This is a genomic window from Phycisphaeraceae bacterium (assembly GCA_040222855.1).
GTDB lineage: Bacteria > Planctomycetota > Phycisphaerae > Phycisphaerales > Phycisphaeraceae > Mucisphaera.
On sequence record JAVKCD010000018.1, the window covers coordinates 84541 to 107834 of the forward strand.

At 62.2% G+C, this 23294-nt stretch carries 24 protein-coding genes and 1 other RNA gene; 10 read left to right on the plus strand and 15 right to left on the minus strand.

Annotated elements, in window-relative coordinates; translation table 11 throughout:
- Positions 1 to 43: 43 nt before the first annotated feature.
- On the plus strand, positions 44 to 652 hold the full coding sequence (locus tag RIG82_03945; GenBank protein ID MEQ9460088.1) for a redoxin domain-containing protein: 609 nt from the start codon (positions 44 to 46) through the stop codon (positions 650 to 652).
- Positions 653 to 727: 75 nt separating this feature from the next.
- Here the strand turns inward: RIG82_03945 and hpnE are convergent, their stop codons facing one another.
- Genes hpnE through RIG82_03960 form a run of 3 tightly spaced genes read right to left on the minus strand, consistent with a single transcriptional unit; the run spans position 728 to position 4245 of the window.
- Positions 728 to 2182, minus strand: a complete 1455-nt coding sequence (hpnE, locus tag RIG82_03950; protein MEQ9460089.1) for a hydroxysqualene dehydroxylase HpnE — start codon at positions 2180 to 2182, stop codon at positions 728 to 730.
- A gap of 12 nt (positions 2183 to 2194) precedes the next feature.
- On the minus strand, positions 2195 to 3133 hold the full coding sequence (locus RIG82_03955) for a phytoene/squalene synthase family protein (protein ID MEQ9460090.1): 939 nt from the start codon (positions 3131 to 3133) through the stop codon (positions 2195 to 2197).
- A 26-nt stretch (positions 3134 to 3159) separates the two neighbouring features.
- Positions 3160 to 4245, minus strand: a complete 1086-nt coding sequence (locus tag RIG82_03960) for a squalene/phytoene synthase family protein (protein MEQ9460091.1) — start codon at positions 4243 to 4245, stop codon at positions 3160 to 3162.
- 97 nt (positions 4246 to 4342) lie between these two features.
- Between RIG82_03960 and RIG82_03965 the strand changes: the two genes are divergently transcribed.
- The 3 genes from RIG82_03965 to RIG82_03975 all read left to right on the plus strand — a co-directional run bounded on the left by RIG82_03965 (position 4343) and on the right by RIG82_03975 (position 7462).
- Positions 4343 to 5524 carry a glycosyltransferase family 1 protein gene (locus tag RIG82_03965; protein ID MEQ9460092.1) on the plus strand — a complete coding sequence of 394 codons (1182 nt, stop codon included), beginning with the start codon at positions 4343 to 4345 and terminating at the stop codon, positions 5522 to 5524.
- A 17-nt stretch (positions 5525 to 5541) separates the two neighbouring features.
- On the plus strand, positions 5542 to 6795 hold the full coding sequence (locus RIG82_03970; GenBank protein MEQ9460093.1) for a glycosyltransferase family 4 protein: 1254 nt from the start codon (positions 5542 to 5544) through the stop codon (positions 6793 to 6795).
- Between the two features lie 127 nt (positions 6796 to 6922).
- Positions 6923 to 7462 carry a hypothetical protein gene (locus RIG82_03975; GenBank protein MEQ9460094.1) on the plus strand — a complete coding sequence of 180 codons (540 nt, stop codon included), beginning with the start codon at positions 6923 to 6925 and terminating at the stop codon, positions 7460 to 7462.
- A 12-nt stretch (positions 7463 to 7474) separates the two neighbouring features.
- Here RIG82_03975 and RIG82_03980 read toward each other — a convergent pair whose 3' ends face one another.
- The 4 genes from RIG82_03980 to ffs form a co-directional block, all read right to left on the minus strand.
- Positions 7475 to 7837, minus strand: a complete 363-nt coding sequence (locus RIG82_03980; GenBank protein MEQ9460095.1) for a YbaB/EbfC family nucleoid-associated protein — start codon at positions 7835 to 7837, stop codon at positions 7475 to 7477.
- Positions 7830 to 8267 carry a hypothetical protein gene (locus tag RIG82_03985; GenBank protein ID MEQ9460096.1) on the minus strand — a complete coding sequence of 146 codons (438 nt, stop codon included), beginning with the start codon at positions 8265 to 8267 and terminating at the stop codon, positions 7830 to 7832. The genes RIG82_03980 and RIG82_03985 overlap by 8 nt, the downstream gene beginning before the upstream one ends.
- A 119-nt stretch (positions 8268 to 8386) precedes the next feature.
- Positions 8387 to 9583 carry a DNA polymerase III subunit gamma/tau gene (dnaX, locus tag RIG82_03990; GenBank protein ID MEQ9460097.1) on the minus strand — a complete coding sequence of 399 codons (1197 nt, stop codon included), beginning with the start codon at positions 9581 to 9583 and terminating at the stop codon, positions 8387 to 8389.
- Between the two features lie 47 nt (positions 9584 to 9630).
- Positions 9631 to 9730: signal recognition particle sRNA small type (ffs, locus tag RIG82_03995), an RNA gene on the minus strand.
- 153 nt (positions 9731 to 9883) lie between these two features.
- On the opposite strand from ffs, the gene RIG82_04000 reads away from it, so the two are divergent.
- Positions 9884 to 11005: a hypothetical protein gene (locus RIG82_04000; protein MEQ9460098.1), complete on the plus strand. Its 1122-nt coding sequence runs from the start codon at positions 9884 to 9886 to the stop codon at positions 11003 to 11005.
- 36 nt (positions 11006 to 11041) lie between these two features.
- Here RIG82_04000 and sucD read toward each other — a convergent pair whose 3' ends face one another.
- Positions 11042 to 11947, minus strand: a complete 906-nt coding sequence (gene sucD / locus RIG82_04005; GenBank protein ID MEQ9460099.1) for a succinate--CoA ligase subunit alpha — start codon at positions 11945 to 11947, stop codon at positions 11042 to 11044.
- Between the two features lie 28 nt (positions 11948 to 11975).
- Between sucD and RIG82_04010 the strand changes: the two genes are divergently transcribed.
- Positions 11976 to 12572, plus strand: a complete 597-nt coding sequence (locus RIG82_04010) for a DNA-3-methyladenine glycosylase I (GenBank protein ID MEQ9460100.1) — start codon at positions 11976 to 11978, stop codon at positions 12570 to 12572.
- 7 nt (positions 12573 to 12579) lie between these two features.
- Here the strand turns inward: RIG82_04010 and RIG82_04015 are convergent, their stop codons facing one another.
- Complete coding sequence (locus RIG82_04015; protein ID MEQ9460101.1) at positions 12580 to 14181, minus strand: sigma-70 family RNA polymerase sigma factor; 1602 nt, start codon at positions 14179 to 14181, stop codon at positions 12580 to 12582.
- A 62-nt stretch (positions 14182 to 14243) separates the two neighbouring features.
- Positions 14244 to 14669: a preQ(1) synthase gene (gene queF, locus RIG82_04020; protein ID MEQ9460102.1), complete on the minus strand. Its 426-nt coding sequence runs from the start codon at positions 14667 to 14669 to the stop codon at positions 14244 to 14246.
- Between the two features lie 70 nt (positions 14670 to 14739).
- On the opposite strand from queF, the gene gatC reads away from it, so the two are divergent.
- The 3 genes from gatC to RIG82_04035 are packed head-to-tail and all read left to right on the plus strand — an operon-like array spanning position 14740 to position 17540.
- Positions 14740 to 15054, plus strand: a complete 315-nt coding sequence (gene gatC / locus RIG82_04025) for an Asp-tRNA(Asn)/Glu-tRNA(Gln) amidotransferase subunit GatC (GenBank protein MEQ9460103.1) — start codon at positions 14740 to 14742, stop codon at positions 15052 to 15054.
- Between the two features lie 24 nt (positions 15055 to 15078).
- Positions 15079 to 16560 carry an Asp-tRNA(Asn)/Glu-tRNA(Gln) amidotransferase subunit GatA gene (gene gatA / locus RIG82_04030; GenBank protein MEQ9460104.1) on the plus strand — a complete coding sequence of 494 codons (1482 nt, stop codon included), beginning with the start codon at positions 15079 to 15081 and terminating at the stop codon, positions 16558 to 16560.
- Positions 16561 to 16583: 23 nt separating this feature from the next.
- Positions 16584 to 17540 carry an ROK family protein gene (locus tag RIG82_04035; GenBank protein ID MEQ9460105.1) on the plus strand — a complete coding sequence of 319 codons (957 nt, stop codon included), beginning with the start codon at positions 16584 to 16586 and terminating at the stop codon, positions 17538 to 17540.
- A 203-nt stretch (positions 17541 to 17743) separates the two neighbouring features.
- On the opposite strand, the gene RIG82_04040 is transcribed toward RIG82_04035, so the two are convergent.
- The 5 genes from RIG82_04040 to RIG82_04060 all read right to left on the minus strand — a co-directional run bounded on the left by RIG82_04040 (position 17744) and on the right by RIG82_04060 (position 22787).
- A complete protein-coding gene (locus RIG82_04040; GenBank protein MEQ9460106.1) occupies positions 17744 to 18148 on the minus strand; it encodes a secondary thiamine-phosphate synthase enzyme YjbQ in 405 nt (134 codons plus the stop codon).
- A 30-nt stretch (positions 18149 to 18178) separates the two neighbouring features.
- On the minus strand, positions 18179 to 18787 hold the full coding sequence (locus tag RIG82_04045; protein MEQ9460107.1) for a hypothetical protein: 609 nt from the start codon (positions 18785 to 18787) through the stop codon (positions 18179 to 18181).
- Between the two features lie 41 nt (positions 18788 to 18828).
- Positions 18829 to 20709 (minus strand): glutamine--fructose-6-phosphate transaminase (isomerizing), encoded by a 1881-nt coding sequence (gene glmS / locus RIG82_04050; protein MEQ9460108.1) that lies wholly within the window; start codon positions 20707 to 20709, stop codon positions 18829 to 18831.
- 149 nt (positions 20710 to 20858) lie between these two features.
- A complete protein-coding gene (locus RIG82_04055) occupies positions 20859 to 21680 on the minus strand; it encodes a DUF2817 domain-containing protein (protein MEQ9460109.1) in 822 nt (273 codons plus the stop codon).
- 18 nt (positions 21681 to 21698) lie between these two features.
- Positions 21699 to 22787, minus strand: a complete 1089-nt coding sequence (locus tag RIG82_04060; GenBank protein MEQ9460110.1) for a tRNA-dihydrouridine synthase — start codon at positions 22785 to 22787, stop codon at positions 21699 to 21701.
- On the opposite strand from RIG82_04060, the gene RIG82_04065 reads away from it, so the two are divergent.
- Positions 22786 to 23274, plus strand: coding sequence for a hypothetical protein (locus RIG82_04065; GenBank protein ID MEQ9460111.1), 489 nt, complete (start codon positions 22786 to 22788; stop codon positions 23272 to 23274). The genes RIG82_04060 and RIG82_04065 overlap by 2 nt on opposite strands.
- Positions 23275 to 23294 lie beyond the last annotated feature (20 nt).

Consider the following 23294-nt stretch of genomic DNA (forward strand, 5'->3'; position numbering starts at 1 on the left):
AGCAGCGTTCCAGAACCTGATCCTTTTGCATGGAGAATCGGATATGAGCTTTTTCAAACGAATCACGGCGGTGGTGTGTGGTCTGACTCTTTCGCTGAGCACGCTGGCGATTGCTGGCCCGACGGTGGGCGAAGCTGCGCCAGCGTTCGAGTTGAAGGATGTGCAGACGGGAGAAGTGGTCTCGCTGGAGGCTCATCGTGGCCAGGTGGTGGTGGTGGTGTTCCAGAGCATCCACTGCCCATGGGACCGGATGCGTGAGGATGGCGGGTACCAGCGGTACTTGAGCCCGCTATCGGAGAAGTATGCCGAGAAGGGCGTACAGTTTGTGGCGATCAACTCGAACAGCACCGAGAGTGTGGACGAGGTGGCGTCGTATGCCAAGGAGCACGCGATGCCTTATCCGATCCTGAAAGACCCGGGCAACAAGGTCGCTGATTTGTATGCGGCCCAGACCACGCCTCACACCTATGTGATCGATCGTGAGGGTGTGCTGCGATACATGGGCGGGATTGAGAAGACCCCGCTGACGCCTGGCGATTGTGGCAAGATGGACGAGAACTACCTGGTGCCGGTGCTTGATGCGGTGCTGGCTGGTGAGGAGGCTCCTCACACGGTCACCCGGAGCAAGGGCTGCTCGATCAAGCGTGGGTAATCTCCCTGTTTGATGAGCTTCTGTCATTCACATGATTGTGTGCAAGGCCGTGGCAACCGCCACGGCCTTGTTTTTTTAGCGATTGAGGAGGAGTCGGCTGAGCCCGGTGGCGGGCATGTCGTCGGGGCGATCGAGCGTCGCGAGGTTGCGTTGGTTGAGCACTGCATCGGCTGCGTCATATCCGCTGCGGACGGCACCTTCCATGGTCGCGGGCCAGCCGGTATCGACCCAGTCGCCGGCGAGCAGGAGGTTGGCGTTGGGGCCTGTGACAGAGGGGCGTAGGTGGACGAGTTGCGGGCTGGCGGTGAAGGTCGCGACTTTTTCCTTGATGACTCGGCCGTGGATCACTGGGTGCTGAGGATGACCGGGGAGGGCGTCGCGGATTTCTCGCTCGGCGATGGTAAGGATCTCGTCGGCGGAGAGGGACACGAGGTCGTGGGCCCCGCTCTTGAGGGCGTGAAGGTGCTGGACCGGGTCGTGGTGTGACGTGGTGGCGTCGGGCGGGAGTTCGGTGATGCCTTTGTTGAAGACCCAGTCGATCGGGCGATCGGGGGTGACCAGATGCGGGAGCTTGGTGATGGGGCCGGACGAGATGTCGAAGAAGAGGTGGATCGCGACGATAGGTGAGAAGGTCCACTGGTCGAGGTTGCGTAGGCGCGGATCGCGGTCGGCAAGGTCGGGGTCGATGAGTTTGGCGAGACGGTCGGGAGGGAGGGTCGTGATGACGGTGGGTGCGTGGAGGGTGCGGCCGTCGGTGGTTTCGACGGCGGTGACGCAGCCCTCGGTGTTGTGGAGCAGGCGCTTGGCAGAGGTGCCGAGTTCGACGCTCCCGCCTGCCGCTTTGATGCTGTTTTCGAGGGGTTGGTAGAGGTCGATGAGGGGGATGCGGGGAAGCCCGACGCCTACGGATTGGGGACTGGCCAGGAAGCCTTCCTGGAAGACCTTGAGGGCGAGTTCGGCGTCGACGTTCTCGGGAATTTCGTTGCAGGCGCTGATGATGATGACATCCCAGAAGCGGCGGCGGGCGGAATCGGGCTGCTTCCAGGCTTTGAGGAGTGAGGCGATGTCGGTGCCACGGAAGCGACGGCGGCCGGAGGCCCCCATGGCGAGCATACGCGACATTCCTCGGGCGATGGCGAACTTGTCGCCAAGCGACATGCCTCGCATCGAGAGGAAGGACCTTGTGAGGTGGAACGGGGCGGGGAGAGGATCAACGCGGAGGGTGTCGATGGCGTTGCGGCCATCGGAGAAGTGGATGTTGTAGTGCCATTCAATGACGTCGGTGAGGCCAAGACGGTTGTAGAGGTCGAGGATGTGGGTGCAGGCGGGCATGACCGCGTGCTGGCACTGGTCGAGGACGAGGTCGGTGGCGGGATCCACGAACGATGAGGCTCGTCCGCCGAGGCGTTTGCGGGTTTCGATAAGGTGGACGGACAGACCCCGTTCAGCCAGTCGGAGGGCTGCGGCCATGCCTGCGAGGCCAGCGCCGAGGATGAGGACATCGTGATTTGCTGGGGTGTTGGGGGTCACGGGCCTGCGAGTCTAGCCGCGGATGGCGTGCCAGAGGTGAGCCCGGGCGGCGATGGAGAGTTTCTCGAAGTTTCCCAGTCGGACACGGCTGCGGAGGACACGGCCTGGGTCGGCGGCGATGCGATCGAGGATCCCGCGATAGATGCGGGCCATCGCCCATGACGTCGAGCGACAGTCGGGTGCGAGGTGGCTTTCGAGCGAGGCGGACATGGCGTAGTGCGTGCGGGCACGTTCGATCTGGAAAACCATCATGCGCTCGAACTCGGGAGTGCTGACGCCTTGGTGTAGGTCTTGGGGGTTGACGGCGAAGCGGCGGAGGTCCTCCATGGGGAGGTAGATGCGTCCACGATTGGCGTCTTCGGCCTGGTCACGAAGGATGTTGGTGAGTTGGAAGGCGATCCCGCGGTATTCGGCGAGTTTATTGATCTGGAGGTCGCCATCGTGGCCCCAGATCGCAACGCAGATCAGGCCGACGACCGAGGCGACGTTGTAGCAGTAGCCGTAGAGTTCGTCGAAGGTTTCGTAGCGTGTGGTGGTGAGGTCGGCGAGCTGACCATCAAGCATGGCGTCGATGTGTTCCACCTGGACGGGGTGGTGCCGGACGACGTGTCGGAACGCCCGCCAGACAGGCTCATCGTCGATGCGGTCGGAAGGATCGGCGAAGACCTCGTGGGTCTTTATGCGGAAGGCTTCGATGCGAGCACGGCGTTCTGGGACATCGGTGGCAGCAGCGTCGTCGGCGAGGTCGTCGCAGGCGCGCATCAGGGCGTAGATGGCGTAGACGGCGGAGCGTCTGGGTTCGGGGGTGAGTCGGAGTCCGTAGTAGAAGTTGCGCGCGTGCTTGCGGGTGATCTCGGCACAGACGCGGAGGGCGGAGCGGACATCGGGCTCGAGCTCGGCTAGCGTCGGCGTATCGGCGGGTCGGGATGAGGTGATTCCCGGCAGCGTCATGCGGTTCCCTTCTTGATCGAAACTATTCAACCCCAGGGCAGGAAACGGCTCAGGCTGGCGCGGGAGACGAGCCAGGCCTTGCGGGATTTCGAGAGGGCTGGTCGGTTGGTGAGGGTGTCGTAGCCTTCGGTCTCGATCATGCGGAGGATCGACTCGCCGCCCCAGGAGAAGAGCTTGATAGCGGGTCGGATATCCCGGTCGAGGTGAGGCCAGAGCTGGCGGCCTTGTTTGAAGAGGGGCCAGGTGCGGGAGACGAGGTCGCGCATCATGGGGCGGTAGGTCTTGAGGCAGGCACGAACGCCTGCGTTGGCTCCGCCGCCGGAGCAGGCGCAGCGTTGGCCGTGGCCGTCGACGGCGTCGTGTTCGTGGTGATGGTGATGGCCTTCGTGGTCATGGACGTGGTGGTGATGATCGTGCTTGTGTGGTTCGCCGTTCTCGTCCAGCCCGCCATCGAGTCGGACGGACTTGATGATGAAAGGCATGCCGACGTGGTGCTTGGCGGCGATGTCGGCGGGGAGGTAGACGCGATCACGCTGAATGATGTCGCGCCGGACGTCCTGCCAGAAGTTGGCTAGTTGGAGGGCGGTGCAGGTGGCGTCGGAGAGCTCGTCGAGTTTGGGGTCGTCGTAGCCGGCGATTCGCAGAACGAGGCGGCCAACGGGGTTGGCGCTGCGGGAGCAGTAGTCGACGAGTTGCTCCCAGGATTGGTAGCGGGTGACTTCCTGATCCTGGAGGAAGGCATCGATGAGGTCATCGAAGGGTTTCCGCGGGAGGTTGCGGGACTCGATGGTGCGGGCCAGGGCGATGAAGACGGGGTGGCGAGGTGAACCGGCGTAGCAGGCATCGAGCTCGTCGCGCCACCAAGCGAGGAGTTCACGGGAGCGTTCGGGGCTGCCGGTCTCGTCGCCAAGGTCATCGGCCCAGCGGCAGAAGGCGTAGACGCGGCCGAAGTCGTCGCGATAACGTTCTGGGACCATCCGGCTGAGGACGGAGAAGTTCTCGTAGTGGGTGAGCGCGAGTTGGCGCGTGTAGTCGCTGGCTTCCTCAACGGTCATGTTGGGGCTGCCCTGGGGGCCGAATCGTGCGAGGTCCTGGATCACGACGCTGGTCATGCATGGATTCTACCCGGTTCCTGGGTCCGTTAATCAAGAATGTCGGAGGGTTCGGGGTGAGGGATGGGGCACCCGATAGATGGGAAGGAGCCCCGATTTGCCCTCAAAGCCCTTTTCAACCCTGGCCTCCGCGTCGCCGGTGATCGGTCTGGATGCCCGTACGCTCACGCGGCAGCCGCTTCGGGGGATTGGAGTGAGTACGGCCCGGTTGTATGCCCGGCTGACGGCTTTGCGTCCTGACTGGCGATTTATCGCCTTTCATCAGACGCCACGCCCCCCTGCCGGCGAGCGGCTGGAGGCCGAGAATCTGGGTTGGCAGAGGATCGATGTGCCGGGTGATCGTCTGGATGCGTGGACGCAGCTTCGGCTTCCCTGGCAGGCGCTGCGAGAGAAAGTGGACCTGCTGCATTGCCCGGCGAACTGGTGCCCCATATGGCAGCCGGTGCCGATGCTGGTGACTGTGCACGACCTGATCCCGTTGACGAGTAGTCAGCGAGCTGATCGTGAGCCGGTGATCCGGTTTCGGTTGGCATTGGAGGCGGCGAAGCGGGCTTCGGGGATCCTGACTCCTTCGAGCTATGTCGCGGGTGAGATTGAGAGACGGCTGCCGATAGTCAAGGGGCATGTCACTGTGGTGCCGTGGGGTGCGGATGCGGTGCGGGGCGTCGATCCTGATCCCGAGCATGTTCGGCTTGAGCCTGCGGGGATTGGTCAGCGGTTTGTGTTGCACCTGGCGGCACCGGACCTGCGGAAGAACACGCGGCGGGTGATCGAGGCGTGGTCGTTGCTACCTTCGTCAGTTCGATCGGAGGTGGCGTTGGTGCTGGTGGGGATGCGAGGGTCGTTCCGCGACGAGATGCTGGGGCTCACCCGGAGGCTGGGGGTCGAAACGAGTGTGCGGTTCCTGGAGCCGGTTGAGCGTGCACGGCTCGAATCGTTGATGCGTGAGGCTGAGGTGCTCGCTTATCCGTCGCTGAGTGAGGGGTTTGGGCTTCCTGTCATTGAGGCGTTTGCTCGTGAGACGGCAGTGCTCAGCTCGGATGTGACGTCGATCCCCGAGGTGGCGGGTGATGCAGCGGAGTTGGTCGATCCTCGGAACACCATGGCAATTCGCAACGGACTGGAGCGATTGCTGACGCAGCCGCATCGGCGTCGGTTTCTGGTGAACGCTGGGCGTGAGCGGGTGAAAGCGTTTCGGTGGGATGACGCTGCGATCAAGCTGGCGGGTGTGATTGAGCACACGCTGGGAATGGATCATGGCCTGCGGATGGCGGCATGAGGCTTGAGGAGCGGGTGATGACGAAGACGGATGTGCTGATACTCTCGGAGTTGGCGCCGTGGCCGCTGGACCATGGCGGGCGACTACGGGTGGCGTATCTGGCACCGGCATTAGCTCGGCTGGGGCTCCGCGTCGTGGTGGCGAGTCCGGAGGCACTGCCTGTGGAGGCACCCTCGTCACTTCGATCGCTTTGTGTTGACTGGCCAGCGTGCGTGGACGAATCGGATCAGCGTGCTTTCATCCAGAACTGGTCGGGGCCTTTGCGCGGACTGCGGCGGCGACTCGCAAGGCATCAGGGTATTGATACGGCTCGGTACGCGGGGGCGTTGGAGCTTGTTCGGCGGCTGCGACCTCGCGCGGTGATCGGTGTGGGTCAGCACGCTCCGGTGATGCTCAAGGGGCTGCCAAAGGACGTGAGCAGGGTGTGGTACGCGGCGGACGATGTGGTGGCGTTCCTGCTGTCCTGCATGGGCCGGGAGTCTCTGGATCGCTGGCCATCACGGTTGTATGGGGCTGCGCTGCACACGGGTCTGGAGGTCGCGTTTGGTGGGTTGGATGCGATCGTCGGGGTTTCGGATCAGGATCAGCGGTGGCTGTCAGTGTTGGGGCGGCCGGGCGTCGGTCGGGTGATTGCCAATGGGGTTGATCTTGATGTGTTTTGCCCGGCTGCGGAAACCGCGATTGAGGCGAACACGGCTGTGTTCTGGGGGCGGCTGGATTTTGAGCCGAATGTGGATGGGCTGATCTGGTTTGTTGATCGGGTGTGGCCGGGGTTGGTGAGACGTCATCCAGGGGCGAGGTTTCGTGTGATCGGGCGGGGGATGCATCGGTCACTGGAGCGTCTGCGCACGGCAGAGGGCGTCGAGTGGGTTGGTGCAGTGGATGACGTACGAGATGACGCGCGGTCTTCTGCTGTGACGGTGCTGCCGATGCGGTGTGGCGGCGGGATCAAGAACAAGTTGCTGGAGGCCTTGGCGATGGGGCGACCGGTGGTGTGCACCTCGCGGGCGCTGACGGGGCTTGCGGAGGATCACCGGATGCCGCCAGTACGGCTGGGAGATGATGCACTGTCGATGGTGAGCGCGATTGAGCAGTTGTGGGCAAACCCGGCTTCGGCGGCGCGACTGGGACGATCGGCCAGAGCATGGGCCGAGCGTCATGCGAGTTGGGATCAGGCGGCTCGTGCGTTTGCCGGGCTGCTGGATGATTGCGATCGGCGTGCGGGGCAACCGTCTGGGGTTGATCCACGTAGGCTGGATCGGGCTGCCTAGATTCACCAGGCGTTACAGGCTGACATCTTGCAGAAGACATGAGGGCTGAGCTGTGTTTCCTGTTGTGGGGGTCCGGATACCCCCCGATGAGATTCTCGAGGCGCGTTGTGTGTCTCGGGAGATCGCCGTGGCCTGGACGACCATGCATTTTGCAGTCGGGATGCTCGCGGGCGGAGCTGCGGGTGTAGCGGTCGCTGCGCTCCGAGGTCGAGGATCGCGCTGGGTTCCTGCGGCGATGACATTCGGGGGTCTATGGGCGCTGGCCCCTGATCTGCCTCGCGTGTTTCGGGAGGATTTCCCGTGGCTGCCGATGGCCTCAGTTTTGGGCAGTAAGGAACTGGAGCGGCAGCTTCATGCTTATGGCGATGTGTTTGTGTTGCACGCCCGGCTGGATGCGCAGCCAAATGAGTACGCGCTGCACGGTCTGATCCTCATCCTGCTGCTTTATAACGCGGCGCTGTTGTGGCAGTTGTTCTACCCGCCTCGGCCTTTGCTGCGAATGAGCGAGCGACGGAGCAAACGACGACGATCGTCACGATCGGTTTCACGGCGTCCAGTGCTCAGTGAGCATCTCGAGGACGGGAGCGATGCTGCTGAGCCTGCGGAGCCAGCCGTGATCGGGCGGATTGACCCGAGACAGGCAGCCGTCTCGACGCAGCGGCGATAAGTCTCACACGAATCAGTTGAGCATGGGGAGCATGTTCTCGACGCCTGGGATGTTGAGGTCGGCGGTCGCCTTCTGGATCTCGTTCTTGATCATGGCCTGGGCTTTGGCCATGGCGTCGTTGATGGCCTGACGGGTGAGGTCTTCGAGCATCGCGCGGTCGCTGTCGGAAGTTGTAGCGAGCGCGGTGGGACTGAATCGGACCTCCAGGACCTTGAGATGGCCGTTGACCGTGACACGGACGATCCCGCCTGCGGCTTCGGCCTCGACGGACTTCTCGCCCAGCTCGATCTTCAGGCGTTCGACACGCTCTTTGAGTTCGTCCTTGCGAGCCATGAGGCTGCCCAGTTCCTTCATCATTTTCATCTGCTCAAACATCGGGGTCCTCAGTGGGGTTGCTGCCATCCGCCGATTTCTCTGTCGGCTCGGGTGGAGGCTGCTGGTGGCGGTGGATGTTCATGATCGTGGCATCGGGGAAGACTTCGAGTGCGAGCTTGACGGCGGGGCTTGAGAGCGCGTCCTGCACGTCGGCTTGCCGGGGTCGTGTGGCGTTCGTTTCGGAACGAGCGTCGTGTGCAGCGGGCTTGGGCTTGTCGTAGCGGAGTTCGATGGGCTGGCCAGCGGCGGCGGAGATGAGGTGGACGAGCTTCTGACGGTTGGACGGGTTTTCGACAAAGCGGATCGCTTCGCGCTTGCTGGGGCGGGGGGCGATGGTGGCGATGTTCCCACGCAGCGTGAGGAGGTCGAGGTGGTCAATCCATGCGAGCGAGCTGGTCTCTTCGGCGGCTTCCTGGACTTTTGCCCACACCGAGCCAACGTCGCTGGGATCAGCGGCGGGTGTGATGACGGGGCCCGCGGGGGTTGGGGTGGTTGACCCAGCAGCAGGGCTGGATGATGGTGCTGAGGCTAGCGTGCGGTGTGGATCAGCTAACGCGCGAGGCGGAGCTTTTTTTTTTCGGCCGCCGTGGTGTCGCCAGCGAGGATGCCAGCAACATCGGCCATCTTCTCGGCGAGGGCCATGCGGACAAGGGTGGCGTCGAGCAGCGCCCGGGGGTTGGCGCTGGAGCGGGCGTGCCGCTGGAGGTTGTCGGCGAGCATCAGGAGGTAGACGAGTCCATCGGTATCGAATCGCGCGGACAGCTCAGCGGAGGTTTCACGGCCCTCGGCGGGGAGTTCAACCAGCTCACTTTCTGACCCGCACGCAGCGATGAGCATGAGTTGGCGGAGGCGTTCGATGATCGCGTCGATGGTCTGGTCCTGGCTGACGCCACGGTTAAGCAGATCGGCACCGGATTCCAGAGTACGGGCGACGTCACCCTCTGCCATCGCGAGGATCAGACCGTCGATGAGTTCGGCCTCGGGAAGCCCGAGGAGTTCTTCGAGTGCGGAGACGGTGAGTTTGCCGTCGCTGGCGGCGATGACGCGATCGAGGAGGGAGAGGGCGTCGCGCATTGAGCCGTTGCCGAGGCGAGCCACCCGCCAGAGCAAGTCGTCATCAGCCTTGATCTTCTCGGCTTTGACAATGGCCTTGAGGTGATCGGCTATGCGTGAAGCCGGGATGGAGGGGAAGTCGAATCGCTGGCAGCGCGACTGGATGGTCGCGGGGACTTTGTGAGGCTCGGTCGTGCAGAGGATGAACTTCACATGCTCCGGTGGCTCTTCCATGGTCTTGAGCAGTGCGTTGAATGCCTGCTGTGTGAGCATGTGGACTTCGTCGATGATGTAGATCTTGAATCTGGCTGCGCCGGTGGGCGCAAGACCGGCACCGGTGATCAGTTCGCGGGCTTCTTCGACGCGGTTGTTGGAGGCACCGTCGATCTCGATGACATTGAGGTCATCGCCACGCATGATCGCATCGGCCATGCGGTGCTGAACGTCGTCTTCGGGATAATCGACGGCATCGAGTTTGGGGGCGTCGGGCATGGACGCAGGGGCGTTGAGGGCGCGGGCGAAGAGGCGGGCCATGGAGGTCTTGCCGACGCCCCGGGTTCCGCAGAAAAGATAGGCGTGGGCGACGCGATCACGCTCGATGGCGTTGCGGAGGGTGCGCGCGACGGCGTCCTGGCCGACGACGTCGGCGAAGGCCTGAGAGCGGTAGCGTCGTGCCAGAACCGTGTAGGCCATGTCGGGCTGCTCATCTCCGAAGTCCGCATCGACCAATCGACCCGACAGGCGGTCAGGACACCGACGGCACCGGGCAGACGACGCTTAGGGCTGCTCCGGTCAAGGCCTGACCCGGTTCACGAGACCACCCGTGCATCGGGCCCGACCGCCTGTCCGATCGACGGGTCGAGCGAACCCGTTAGGGTAGAGGACGCTCGGGCGTCGGGCAAACGGCTTGCCGAGTCCTCGATAGAGCTTATCCTCTATCTTATTCAGACCTCTCTGCGCGGACCCCTCATGATTATTTATATCCTCCGCGGTTTGTTCATCTTGCTGGCGACGACGGTCACGGCGTTGTATGTGCTGCCGTTCCAGGTTGAGCAACAGACCAGCGTAGGGCTGGTGATTTTGCTTCTGGCGGGGACCGTCATCCTTTGCGGGAGCATCATTGCGATCGATGCAGGGGTCAAAGAGAAGAACCTGTCAGCGATCTCGGGTGTATTTCTGGGCATTGTGGTGGGGTTGCTGGCGACGTACGCGGCAACGTTTCTGGTGGACTTGATCCCGGTGCTGGTGGAGTTCAAAGAGCCCGAAGCGGTCGAGCGACTGCTCCGGGGCGTGAAGGTCTTGCTGGGGGTGATCTTCTGTTATCTGGGGATCACGCTGGTGCTGCAGACGAAGGACGATTTTCGGTTCATCATCCCGTATGTCGAGTTTGCCAAGGAACTGCGCGGCTCGCGACCGACGGTCCTGGATACCTCGGTGATCGTGGATGGTCGGATTGTGGACATCATCGAGACGCATGTGCTGCAGGGGTCGCTGATCATCCCCAAGTTCGTGCTCCATGAGCTGCAGCAGATCGCTGATTCGGCTGACAAGCTCAAGCGAGCCCGGGGGCGGCGGGGGTTGGAGACGCTGCAGAAACTGCAGGAGCGACCACTGGTCGATGTACGGATTGAGGACCGGGACGCGGAGGGATCGGGTGTGGATCAGAAGCTGATCAGCCTGGCTCAGCACCTGCGGGCTCGGGTGATGACCAACGACTACAACCTCAATAAGATCGCCCAGCTCCGCGGGGTGGAGGTCATCAACCTCAATGATCTGGCCAAGGCGCTGCGGCCGGTCGCACTGCCTGGCGAGCATCTGGAGGTGAAAGTCGTCAAGCCGGGCGAAAACCCCACGCAGGGTGTGGGCTATCTCGATGACGGCACGATGGTGGTCGTGGAGAACGGCCGGGCCCACCTCAACGAGCGGATTGATCTCGTGGTGACCTCGACGCTCCAGACATCAGCGGGCCGGATGATTTTTGGGCGGTTCGCGTCGGAGCAGGATGACGAGGGGGCGAGTGACTCTGAGGCTGTTCCTCTCTCAGAGCCGGTGCGGAGTGGGATGGACGATGGGGGTAAGGCGAGGGTCTCGAGGCGGAATCCGCGGCGGGGATAAGTCTCTGCTCAGCGAAGCTGAATAATCACCGTGAGTTTAAACCCCAAGCGCCTTGGCCATCGTCGTGCCCAGGTCGGCGGGGGATTCGGCGATGTGGCAGCCGGCGTCGCGGAGGGCGTTGAGTTTGCTGTCGGCTCCGCCTTCGCCGCCGGAGATGATGGCCCCTGCGTGGCCCATGCGGCGGCCGGGCGGAGCAGTGCGGCCAGCGATGAATGCTGTGACGGGTTTGGTGACGTGGTTCTTGATGTAGTCGGCGGCGGCTTCTTCGTCGGTCCCGCCGATCTCGCCGATGAGCACGACGCCGTCGGTCTGGCCATCGGCATTGAACTGGACGAGGCAGTCGATGAAGTTCATGCCGCGGACCGGGTCCCCACCGATGCCGACGCAGGTGGTCTGGCCGATGCCGAGGTTTGAGGTCTGCCAGACGGCCTCGTAGGTCAGGGTGCCTGATCGGGAGATGATGCCGACGCTGCGGTGGGCTTCGGCGTCCTCGGGTCGCTTGTGGATGTAGCCGGGCATGATGCCGATTTTGCACTGACCTGGGGTGATGACGCCGGGGCAGTTGGGGCCGATCAGCCGGGTCTGGCGATACTGCGGCTGGGCGAGGATGCGCTTGACCTTCATCATATCGACGACCGGAACGCCCTCGGTGATGCAGACGATGAGCTGGATGCCGGCGTCGGCGGCTTCGAGAATAGCGTCGGCGGCGAACGGGGGCGGGACGAAGATCATGGTCGCGTTGGCGTCGGTGGCCTCGACGGCCTCGTAGACGGTGTTGAAGATCGGCAGCCCGTTGGGGTCGGACTGCCCGCCTTTGTTGGGGGTCACGCCCCCCACCATCTTGGTGCCGTAGTCGAGGCAGCCCTTGGTGTGGAAGGAGCCGGCCGAGCCCGTGATCCCCTGGCAGATCACCCGCGTATTACTATCGACAAGAATGCTCATGGGGCAGGGAGGATACCCTTAGCCGTCGATGAGGACAAAGAAGGCTGAAAGATCCATGCAGATTGATCCGAATCTTCGGCGGTGCGGGTGGGCTCATGCCGAGCCTGAGCTGAGCTATCACGATCTGGAATGGGGGCGGGCTGTCCACGAGGATCGGCATCTGTTCGAGATGCTGATTCTTGAGGGGGCACAGGCTGGGCTGAGCTGGCGGACGATTCTTCTGAAAAGGATGCATTACCGGAAGGTGTTCGCGGGCTTCGAGCCTGCCAAAGTCGCTCGATTCAACGATTCGAAACTGGAGAAGCTGCTGCTGGATGCGGGCATTGTCCGCAACCGACTCAAGGTCTTCGCTGCCAGGACCAATGCTCGAGTCTTTCTCGAAATCCAGGAAGAGCACCGAAGTTTTGATCGCTACCTGTGGGGCTGGGTGGATCGCAAGCCTGTCATGACCCGTTGGACGAGCTATCGTGATTGCCCGGCAAAGACGCCGTTATCCGATGCGATCAGTAAGGACCTGAAGAAACGAGGGATGACATTTGTCGGCTCGACGATCATCTACGCCTACCTCCAAGCCGTCGGCGTGGTAGATGACCATGAGGCGGGCTGCTGGTGTGCGGGGACATAATCAAAAGCTAAAACGACACCGGCGGAATAAATCTCAGGATCTGGATCGGGTTCGTGCTGCTTCGAAGAAAAGAGGTTGGGTAATCCGCGGAACGGCGGGTCTCCTCAGGAAAGTAAGCGAGTTCGTAATCAGAGCCCTCTTGCCTCAGGATCATGGCGAAACGTGTCCCGATGAGGTCCTCATCCCATCCGTTCGTATAGACGGTCTCTAACCGGGAGAACGTCTCGCCCTGCTCCCAGTTGATCACTTGGTAGCGAGCTGCCTGCCAGTTGGTGGTGCCGATCCGTATCTCGTCAGGTCCGAGGACAACGGGCCAGCGATCAGTCCTGGCCCAAGGGCCAAGAATGCCAGATGCATCGGCATCTATGGGGATCGCCGTGTACTCAGGCCAGTCAGGAGGTGGTCGAACGCCAAACCAGGCTGGCTCGTTGGCCCCGAGTTGTTGGTCCGAGGCCAGCGGTTCTAGCCGGAGCCGGGCTTGAGGGTCGATGGCAAACCGCAGGTCGAGTTGCTCGCCAATGGTAAAGCGTGGCGGGCTGCTCGAGAGGGTCGTTTCGGCGAGGACGCGTGTTAGGATAACTGCGCTATCACCGACTCGATCCGTGCCGAGTCGTTCAAGGATCAGTTTGGCGATCTGATTTTCGATCGGGTCGTATGCGGTAATGAGCTCGATCCGATCCGCTCGGATCACCGCTCCGCCGTAACGGAAAGCTGGGTAGCTGTTCGAGATGAGTTCGAACTCGTTGCTGGGTACACGAGGCCGAGCCGGGCCGTAGTAGCCCTCTGCTGGGATCAGTTCAGTGGACTGATGTGATCCGGGTGAGAACAAGCCTGTGGACCACACCCCACCAACGAGCAGAATAAGACCTATGAGGATCGCGCTTGCCAGTGTGCCGGTCCCCTTGGTGGCAGCGAGAAGAACGCCGGTCTGGGCTATGCCCATCAAGCCGATCTTGATCAGAGAGGCACTAGGCTGGGCTACCCCAGCGGCATATGCCGGTGCGAGGCCCTGAGTTAGGGCGGCGAGAGAAGCAACCGCCACGCCCTCCTGCCGCAGCGTCGCGCGGAGCCGGTCGAGAGCATTCTGGATCCGACGGCTCATAGTCCCAGCATGTATGCCAGCCTGCCGAGCAAGCTCGGCCTGCGAACGGCCGACAAGGAAATGGGAAACGAGGATCTCGCGGTCGGGCTCGTTGAGGGCTTCGAGGGCCGCATCTAGTTTTGGTTCCAGTTCGCGCCAGATCAGGTTGACGTCCGGCTCGTCACGCGTTGCCGAGGATTCGGTCTGGTGGAGCTTTTGTTCGGCTCGGCGTCGTGCACCGAGACGTCGAACGTGGTCTATCGCGGTCCTGCGGGCGCAAGCATGTAGCCAAGCTGCGACGTTCGATCGTACCTTGCTGGCCCGCTGAGCGAGTTTAAGGAAGGTCTCTTGAGTGGCGTCCTCGGCATCTGCACGATTGACAAGCACTCGCTGACAAGTACTGAGGACCATGGCCTCATAGCGGGCGATGATTGCTTCAAACGCCTGGGGGTCGCCATTCCGGGCATAGGCCCGCAACGCCTTGAGGTCGTCAGTCCAGAGGCTTAGAGCCTGCGCTTGTGTGGTCACAGTAGGTCTCCTTACCCTTAGACGGGGCTCAGGACGCCGCGCTGCGCTACCGGCAAGAAAATCTATCGCCAGTCGTCATCACCCGGACGCTGGAGGGGACGGTCGTCGTCATCCTCATAGGCATCGGTATCGCCCCCAGGCCGTCCGCCGAACTCGACGGTGATGGAGGATCGGATCCCGCCTCGGCCGTGCCAGTCGGTTCGCAGCTCGATCCAGCGTGGGCTCATCGTCTTGCGGAGGTCATCGGCGATCTTATTGGTGACCGCCTCGTAGAAAATGCCCTCATTGCGGAACGCCTGAAGGTAGAGCTTGAGGCTCTTTAGCTCGACGCAGGTCTGGTCCGGGACGTAGCGGAGGCTGACGATGCCGAAGTCCGGATGGCCGGTTTTCGGGCAGAGACTGGTGAACTCCTCGGCGACGTGCTCGATGACGTAGTCACGATCGGGGGAGGGGTTAGGGAAACACTCAAGGAGTTTGGTATCGGGCATGGCGGAAGGATACCGCCCTCGACTGATTCTGGCATGGCAAGTGGACCGGCCAAGGGGTATCCTCCCTCGCATGTCAGAAACCAGCCCAATCAGCGAAGAGGACGTGCGGCAGGTCGCCAAGCTCAGCCGTCTGAGCCTCAGTGATGAGCAGGTGCACACGATGACCGGCCAACTCGGGGCGATCCTGGGTTACATCCAGAAACTCAGTGAGTTGGACGTCGAGGGCGTGGAGCCGTTGTCTCACCCCCTGGATCTAACCAACGCGCTCCGCGAGGATGTGGAAACGCCAGGGCTGAGCAATGACCAGGCTTTGGCGAACGCGCCAGCGGCAGACCCGCCTTACTTCCAGGTGCCGAAAGTGCTTGGTGACGGATCGAGTGCCTGATTATGAAGAGCGTGAAGAGAACCCATGGCCTTTGATCCGACCGCAACCACCCTGGATGAGACCCGGCAGCGGATCGCTGATCGGTCGGTTTCTGCCACCGAGGTGATGCAGTCGTATCTCGATCGGATCGAGACCCACGACAGCGAGTTGGGCACCTACGAGGAAGTCTGGGCTAATCGTGCTCTTGACCGAGCCGATGCGGTTGATCGTGGCGAGGTCACTGGCCCACTGGCGGGGGTACCAATCGCTATCAAGGCGCTGTTTTGCACGGAGAACGGGACGACCACGGCGTCATCAAGGATGCTCGATGGCTACCGCTCGCCCTTCACCGCGACGTGTATCGCTCGACTCGAATCTGCTGGCGCTGTGATCGTCGGTAAGACGCGGATGGATGAGTTCGCCATGGGCTCATCGGGTGAGACCAGCTATCTCGGACCGACGCGCAATCCGTGGGACCCACAGCGCGTGCCCGGCGGGTCGTCCAGCGGGAGTGCGGCGGCGATGGCGGCGGATCTCTGCGCTGGAGCCATCGGCAGCGATACAGGTGGCTCGATCCGCCAGCCAGCAGCGCTATGCAACGTCGTGGGACTCAAGCCGACCTACGGGCGGGTCTCACGATGGGGGATGGTCGCTTTTGCTTCGAGTCTGGATCAGGCGGGCCCGCTGACACACTCGGTTAAGGACGCCGCCCTGCTGCTCTCGGCAATGTCCGGGGCCGACGCTCGCGATTCAACCTGTGCCGATGTGCCCGTGCCCGGTGATCTGGCGGAGGTGGATGTGTCGCCGGGGCCGATTCGACTGGGCCTGCCCAAACAGTATTTCGGCACCGGGAACACGTCGGATGTCGAGGCTGCGATGGATCGGGCGCGAGCCATTTATCAGCAAGAAGGCGTCGATCTGATCGAGATCGACCTGCCCCACACCGACTACGGCATCCCGGTGTATTACATCGTGGCCACGGCAGAGGCATCGTCGAACCTCGCACGCTACGACGGGATTCACTACGGGCACCGGAGTCAGGCGACCGACGACCTCGTAGAGTTGTATGCCGCAAGCCGCTCGGAAGGCTTCGGGGATGAAGTCAAGCGTCGGATCATGCTCGGGACTTATTCACTCGCGAGTGGGTATTACGACGCTTACTACAACCGGGCCTTGAAGGTACGCCGTCTGATTCGCCAGGACTTCGATCGAGCGTTCGAGCAATGCGATGCGGTGCTCTGCCCGACGACGCCCGGTCCCGCGTTCAAACTCGGTGCCAAGACCGATGATCCGCTGGCGATGTATCTGAACGACATCTACACCGTCAACGCTCCTCTAGCGGGCCTGCCAGCACTCAGCATGCCCGGCGGAATGGATCAATCAGAGGGCAAGGTGCTGCCGATCGGCGTACAGCTCATCGGCCAACCATTCGACGAGGCCAGGCTGCTTCGCATTGCCAGGCTCTTTGAGCGCAACACCGATTTCAACCACCAGCGGCCAGCTCTCTCAACCACTCACTCGGCCTGAGCCGAGAACTAACCGGAGCAGACATGCCCAAGAGCAAGATGACCCTCGGCGTGGACCTTGGCGGAACTAACATCCAGGCAGGTCTGCTGGATGCAGAGGGGAAGCTACTGGCCCGTGACAGCACCAAGACCAAGGCCGAAGAAGGGGCAGAAGCGGTGCTCGGTCGTGTCGTCAAGCTCTGCGACGGCATCATCGATAAGGCCAAAGTCAGTAAGGGTGATGTTGCTGGGATGGGTATTGGGGCTCCGGGCGCGCTCGATATCGCGAACGGTGTCGTGCTTGAGGCTGTCAATCTCCGCTGGCGCGATTTCCCACTGGCCAAGAAGCTCGGCGAACTGGCGGGTGTCCCGGTGCTGGTTGATAACGACGTCAACGTCGGGGCCTGGGGCGAGTACCACGAGGGCGCTGGCAAGACCGGCAAGGACATGCTCGCCGTCTTCGTGGGGACCGGGATCGGGGGCGGACTGATCCTCAACGGCAAGCTGTTCCACGGCCACTACTTCACGGCGGGCGAGATCGGCCATACTACGGTCGCTGCCCACGCCAGCATCGGCCGGCGGACCGTCGAGAACCTGGCGAGCCGAAACTCCATCGTGCTGCTGCTGGCCAAGCTGATCGGGGCCAATCACCCCTCTTGGCTCGTCGAAGCCACGGGCGGTGATCTGGCAAAGGTGAGGTCCAAGCTACTGTCACAGGCCGTGAAGCAGGATGACCCCTTGACACTTGAGGTCATTGGCTATGCCGCAGAGGTCGTGGGGATCGCCATCGCCAACACGGTGACGATGCTCAGCCTCCCTCAGGTGGTGGTCGGTGGCGGACTGACCGAAGCGCTTGGCAACATGTGGATTAAGCGGATCAGCGATGCGTTTGATCGGCATGTTTTCCCGCCCCAGCTTCGAGACTGCAAGATCGTGGCGAGCAAACTAGGCGATGACGCGGGGGTCATCGGGGCAGCCCTGCTAGCCCGTGAGCTGCCCTGAGCCAGCTGAAACCAAAAAAATGTCAAATGGGGTAAACCTTGGGCTTGATAGACCTGCCCAGAACCACTAGATTGACACTTGTCAACTGAACATTGCCCATCTTACTTAACTTGCTTTCTCCCCTCCGCCCCGTTGCTGCTCTGCGGCAGCGGGGTTTTTTGATAGAAAACCGCGATAAAAATACATCTTGATATTAAAAAGTATCAGTCTGCACTGACCAAGGTCTTGACCCAGACTTTCCGGGTGCGAGGCCCGTCGAACTCACAGAACCAGATGCCCTGCCAGGTCCCGAGGCCGAGTCGTCCATCACGGATGATCACGGTCACGCTGGAGCCCATCATCGAGGCTTTGACGTGGGAGGCGGAGTTGCCCTCGCTGTGGCGGTAGAACGGCTGCGACCACGGCACCATGCGATCAAGCTGCCCAATCATGTCGTGTACGACATCAGGATCGGCGTTCTCGTTGATCGTCACCCCGGCGGTCGTGTGTGGGATGTAGACCACCACCGTGCCCGAGTCAATTCCAGAGTCATCGACGACGCGCTGCACCTCGCGGGTCAACTCAACCATCTGGTCGCGGGATTTGGTCTCAAGCGTGAGAGTCGTCATCCCCTCAGACTAGCGGATTCGTGACAACCGCTACTGCGTCGCGGCGGGTCGATCGATGGCGACCTTCATCATCGTCGGAAGCAGGTAGTTAGCTCCCCGGTATGAGAACACCTGACCGGAGACGATGAAGCTGATCTCGTGACCCCGCTGGGCCAGATAGTCTTCCATGTCCTCCCGGAGTGCACAGGGCTGAACGATCATCGGCAGCAGTGACTTGTCAGCATGCTGGGAATCAAACACAAACAGCAGGTGCGCACCATCACCGGAAGTCCGCAGGTGACCACGCCGACCGATGATGAAAGAGCCATCTCGCATCAGCGGCGGAGCGTCTTCCCCCGGTGCCAGCCCGAGGACAGAACGGTCGATGTCCACCGCCGTCACCGGCATGGTGACCGTACCTTCACCAGCCTCGCCAGAACGGGCAGGGGCGACACGCGCCGACTGGCTACGGCGCTCGAGCATCCTATCGACGACCTCCTGAGACTCGATGCGATCGGCGGCTGGCTGAGCCTGTGCAGGCTCGGGCTGTGTCTGGGCGATGCCCGTGGCAACACTCAGTCCGCCAGCCAGCACCGCCGCGGCGATGATGCCTCGCCAGGGTCGGATGGTTCGTTGATGGTCGGTTCCGTATCGTTTCATGGCTTGGGTCCTCGGGTGGCGTCCTGCTCCCTGACACCTCTTTATTCTACGGTCACACTCTTGGCCAGGTTGCGTGGCTTGTCCACATCGTGCCCGCGGAGCACTGCGGCGTGGTAGGCCAGAAGCTGCAGCGGGATCACAGTCACCAGCGGCTGCAGCGGCTCGCTGACATCCGGCACCTCAAAGACGAAGTCGGCGTACTTGCGGATGTTCTGGTCACCCTCGGTGGCGACCGCAAGGATCCGCCCGCCTCGGGCTCGGACCTCCTCGATGTTCGAGACCACTTTGTCGTACTGCGACCCACGCGTGGCCACGAAGACGACCGGCATCCCCTTGTCGATCAGAGCGATGGGGCCGTGTTTCATCTCCGCAGCGGGCATGCCTTCCGCGTGGATGTAGGAGATCTCTTTGAGCTTGAGTGCACCCTCCAGAGCCACCGGGTAGTTGAACCCCCGGCCAAGGAACAGCCAGTTGTCACGATCCACCACCTGCTCGACCACACCCCGGATGTGGTCGGACTGCTCGGTGACCCGTGCGATGTGATCGGGCACGCGGGATAGCTCACCGAGGTACCTCGCGACCTCACTCTCAGAGAGATAGCGTCGGCGTCCAAGATAAAGACTCAGCAGCGTCAACACGGCAACCTGGCCCAGAAAAGCCTTGGTCGAAGCGACACCAATCTCAGGGCCAACGTGGAGATAGACCCCAGCGTCGGTTTCGCGGGCGATCGTCGAGCCGACAGCGTTCACCACGCCGAGCGCCATCGCGCCTCGGTCGCGTGCTTCGCGGAGCGCGGCCAGCGTGTCGGCGGTCTCTCCCGACTGGCTGATGGGAACGATGATCGTGCCATCCTCGATGATCGGGTTTCGGTAACGAAACTCCGAAGCGTACTGAGCCCGCGAAGGGATCTTGGCCAGGTCTTCCATGAGATACTCGCCGATGAGACCGGCGTGAAAAGCTGTTCCCTGACCAGTCAGAATCATCCGCCGCACCCGAGTGATCGCTCTGGCCTGCTCGGCCAGCCCGCCGAGCACGACACGGCCCTCCCGCAGGTCGATCCGTCCCCGCAGACAGGTTCGCAGCGTCTCAGGCTGCTCCATGATCTCCTTGATCATGTAGTGCGGGTAACTACCCAGCTCGATCTGTTCGAGGTCCATCTCCAACTCGGAGACCTCCGAACTCACCGGCACGTTGTCGATGGTGGTGGTCCTGAAATCAACTGACCACGGTCCCTGCGCCGAGTCCTGCTTATCGTTGGGTCCGGCGCAGAGTCGGACCACCTGATAATCATCAAGCGTCACGACTTGCGTCGTGTGCGCGACGATCGCCGAGGGGTCCGAGGCCAGGATGTAGCTACGGTCGGCGATGCCAACGATCAGTGGGGAACCTTTGCGGGCTCCTACCAGCGTGTGTGGTTCGGCCGAGCAGATCACGCCAATGGCGTAAGCACCCGTTACCTCGCGCAGCGCTGTCTGAACCGCCCGCTCGAGATCATTTTCGTAAACCTCAGCAATCAGCTTGGCCAGCACCTCGGTGTCGGTCTGGCTGGTGAACGTGTGCCCCTTGCCTTCGAGATAGGTCCGCAGCGTGCGGTAGTTCTCAATGATCCCGTTGTGGACCAGCGCGATCGTGTGACCCTCGTGCGTGACCCCAACGTGTGGATGGGCGTTGACCTCGGATGGCTCGCCGTGGGTGGCCCAACGCGTGTGCGCAATACCGAGAGTTCCCGCGAGCCCACCGGCTTGGGCGAGCGTTTCTTCGAGCACCGATACACGCCCGACACTCCGCGCTAAGCGGACCCCATCGAGCCCACCGATCGCAACGCCTGCCGAGTCATAGCCACGGTATTCAAGCCGCTTAAGGCCTTCGACCAGCAGCGATGACGCCTGGTGAGAACCAACGTATGCAACGATTCCACACATCAATAAGGCTCCATATCCACCGAGGTTTATCGGCGAGTTGGCCGTGCAACATCGCACAGAGGTCTCAAGACAGCAGTCCATATCGACCGGCTGAGGCTATTACGATGCCCGGGATAGATCGGATCGATGAATCGTGCGGTCTGTGACGTTTAGGAGCCCTGGCGGAACCGATTATCCATCCGGGTGATCTGGCGTGCCCCGGGAAGCTCCGGGTACATCACCGCGGCGAGCATCATCTGGCCGTACTTCCGCCACAACTCATCTGAGGTGAGGTCCGTATCAGCCTTATAGAACTCAACGGTGATCGTCGGGATCTCCTGGTCGACACCAAGCCACGAGCCGAGTGAACCCGGCCGGCTCCCGAGCTTGTTGACCGGCAGTTGGCTCGTCGCGGCAAGTACTTCGGCGAGCGGCAGTGTCGTGGTCTCCGGTCCGTCGTAGTCGATGCACTCCAGCGGCTGATGCAGGGTGATGACCCGCGCCGGGCGGGGCAGCGATTTGAACAGATCGTAGAGCGCACGGCTTTCGGGCTCCGACAAGGGACGAATGCCGTGACGGTCGCGCTCGGTCGAGTGATTGCGAGCAGGGAAGTTGCGGTTCAGGTCAATTCCGTTGTTGTTAAAGCGCCTGCCCCTGGCCAGTCCATCCGGGTTGGCGTTGGAGACGATCACAACCCGCCTGCCTTCGAGCATCTCGGGATTCGCCTTGAGCACGGCGGCCATCTGACGCACCAGCGGGACACCCGCAGGCTCACTCCCATGAATCCCAGCGATGAAGACGATCAACTCCCGACCGTTACCCAGCTCGTGACACTCAATCCCTCGCCCTTCCAGCGAGCGGCCGATCACCTGATAGCGCTCATGGATTCCGGACACGGGCTTTGGCTCCAGGAGACGCGGATGGGCGGAGTGCGCACAACCGGTGAGTGTGGCGAACAGGAGCAACATCACAAGACCAGCAGGATGAATCATCAGGATCCTCCGAAGCGTTTAACCCAGGGGTGTGCAGGCCTCTTCGGCCCCAACGCCAGCATTCTCAGCCTCATGCTCGGCTACTGCAACCACGCCGGCCCCATCTTCTGCGTAAAAGCGATCCAGAACCGCATGCCAATCGGCCAAAGAACTCACGGCAATGAACCCCTGCTTGATCGCCTCACCCTCTGGGTGATGCCGCGAGAACTTGATGCCGAACTTGCGCATCATCCGTGAAGCCTGCTGCTCGCCATGCAACTCCAGACTCAGTTGGAAGTGACGCAGCAGCACAGACCGCTGTTCAGCGATCCCGGGTGGTCTTGACGCTTCGGCCTCATTCCCGGCCATCAACGCCCGCGCCTGCCTGAACAGCCAGGGGTTGCCGATGCATCCGCGAGCCACGCTGACCCAGTCCACCCCGGTCTGCTCAATCATCCGGAAGATATCCCGTGCGTTCCAGATATCCCCGGACCCGCCAATCGTGAAGCGACCCACCCGGTTCATCGTTCCCGAATAGTGCCTCGTCAAATCCGCCAGAAAAGCCCAGCGAGCCGGGCCAAGGTACTTCTGCTCCACTGTCCTGCCGTGAACGGTCGCGCCCGCAAAATCGTTCGCGATGGCCGACTCGAAGACCCGGTAGAATCGCTCGGCGGCCTCAGGCGAATCGTCTGAGCCTCTGCGGAGCTTGACGGTCAACGGGATTTCATCGGGAACGACCTGCCGGACCGCCTTGAGGATCGCCACAGCCGTCTGCGTATCCGAGAGCAGATGCCCACCACGAGCCTTCTTCTTGATCTTCTTGACCGGGCAGGCGAGATTGATGTCCACAGCGTCGTAGCCCAGATGAACAAGGATCTGTGCCCCCCGGGCGATATCTTCCGGAGCAGATCCCATAAGCTGTCCGGTGATCGGGTGGTCATCGTCCCTTAGCTCAGCGGCCCGGAGCCCCTGACCGCCAGCGACGAGAAAGTGATCGAGCATCGCCTCGGTCACACAATGCGGGCAGCCGTGATCGCGAGCCACCAGCCGCATCGCTGCGTCGGAGTAGCCCGCCAGCCCCGCCTGATAAAACGGGGCATCGATCTGAAGACTGCCGAGACGCATCATGACCCACAACTATAAGCCGTTTCTCCCCCTAATCCTCATTCTGACCCTCACCGCCAGCGTCCCGGGCTGCCAGGGCACAGCAGACCTCCTCGCGAGTGCTCAGACTGAGGAGCTCGCCCAGCTCCGCTACCCCGAAGAAGCTCAGTATGGCCCCGACCTCGATATCCAGCTCGAGCAGCATGGCCGCAACCTCACGGTCATCAACCTGGAGCCTCTGAGATTCCGCAGCATCCAGCTCTGGCTCAATGCTGAGTACGCCCGACCGATTGACCAGATTCGTATCGGCGAGAACACCTTCTCCCTGCGTCGCTGGATCAATCGCTACGGCGAAACCTACCCGACCGGCTCTTTCCTGGCCCCCGATCAACGCGTGCCCATCGCCCTCGCCGAGGTCTACGACCCCTCAACCAACCTGCGTCACAAGCTCGTGGTCCGGCCTATCGCGACCGAGCAACTCCAGGGCTCCACGCAGACCGGTATCGAGTAGTCTCGCCGAACGTCACCAAC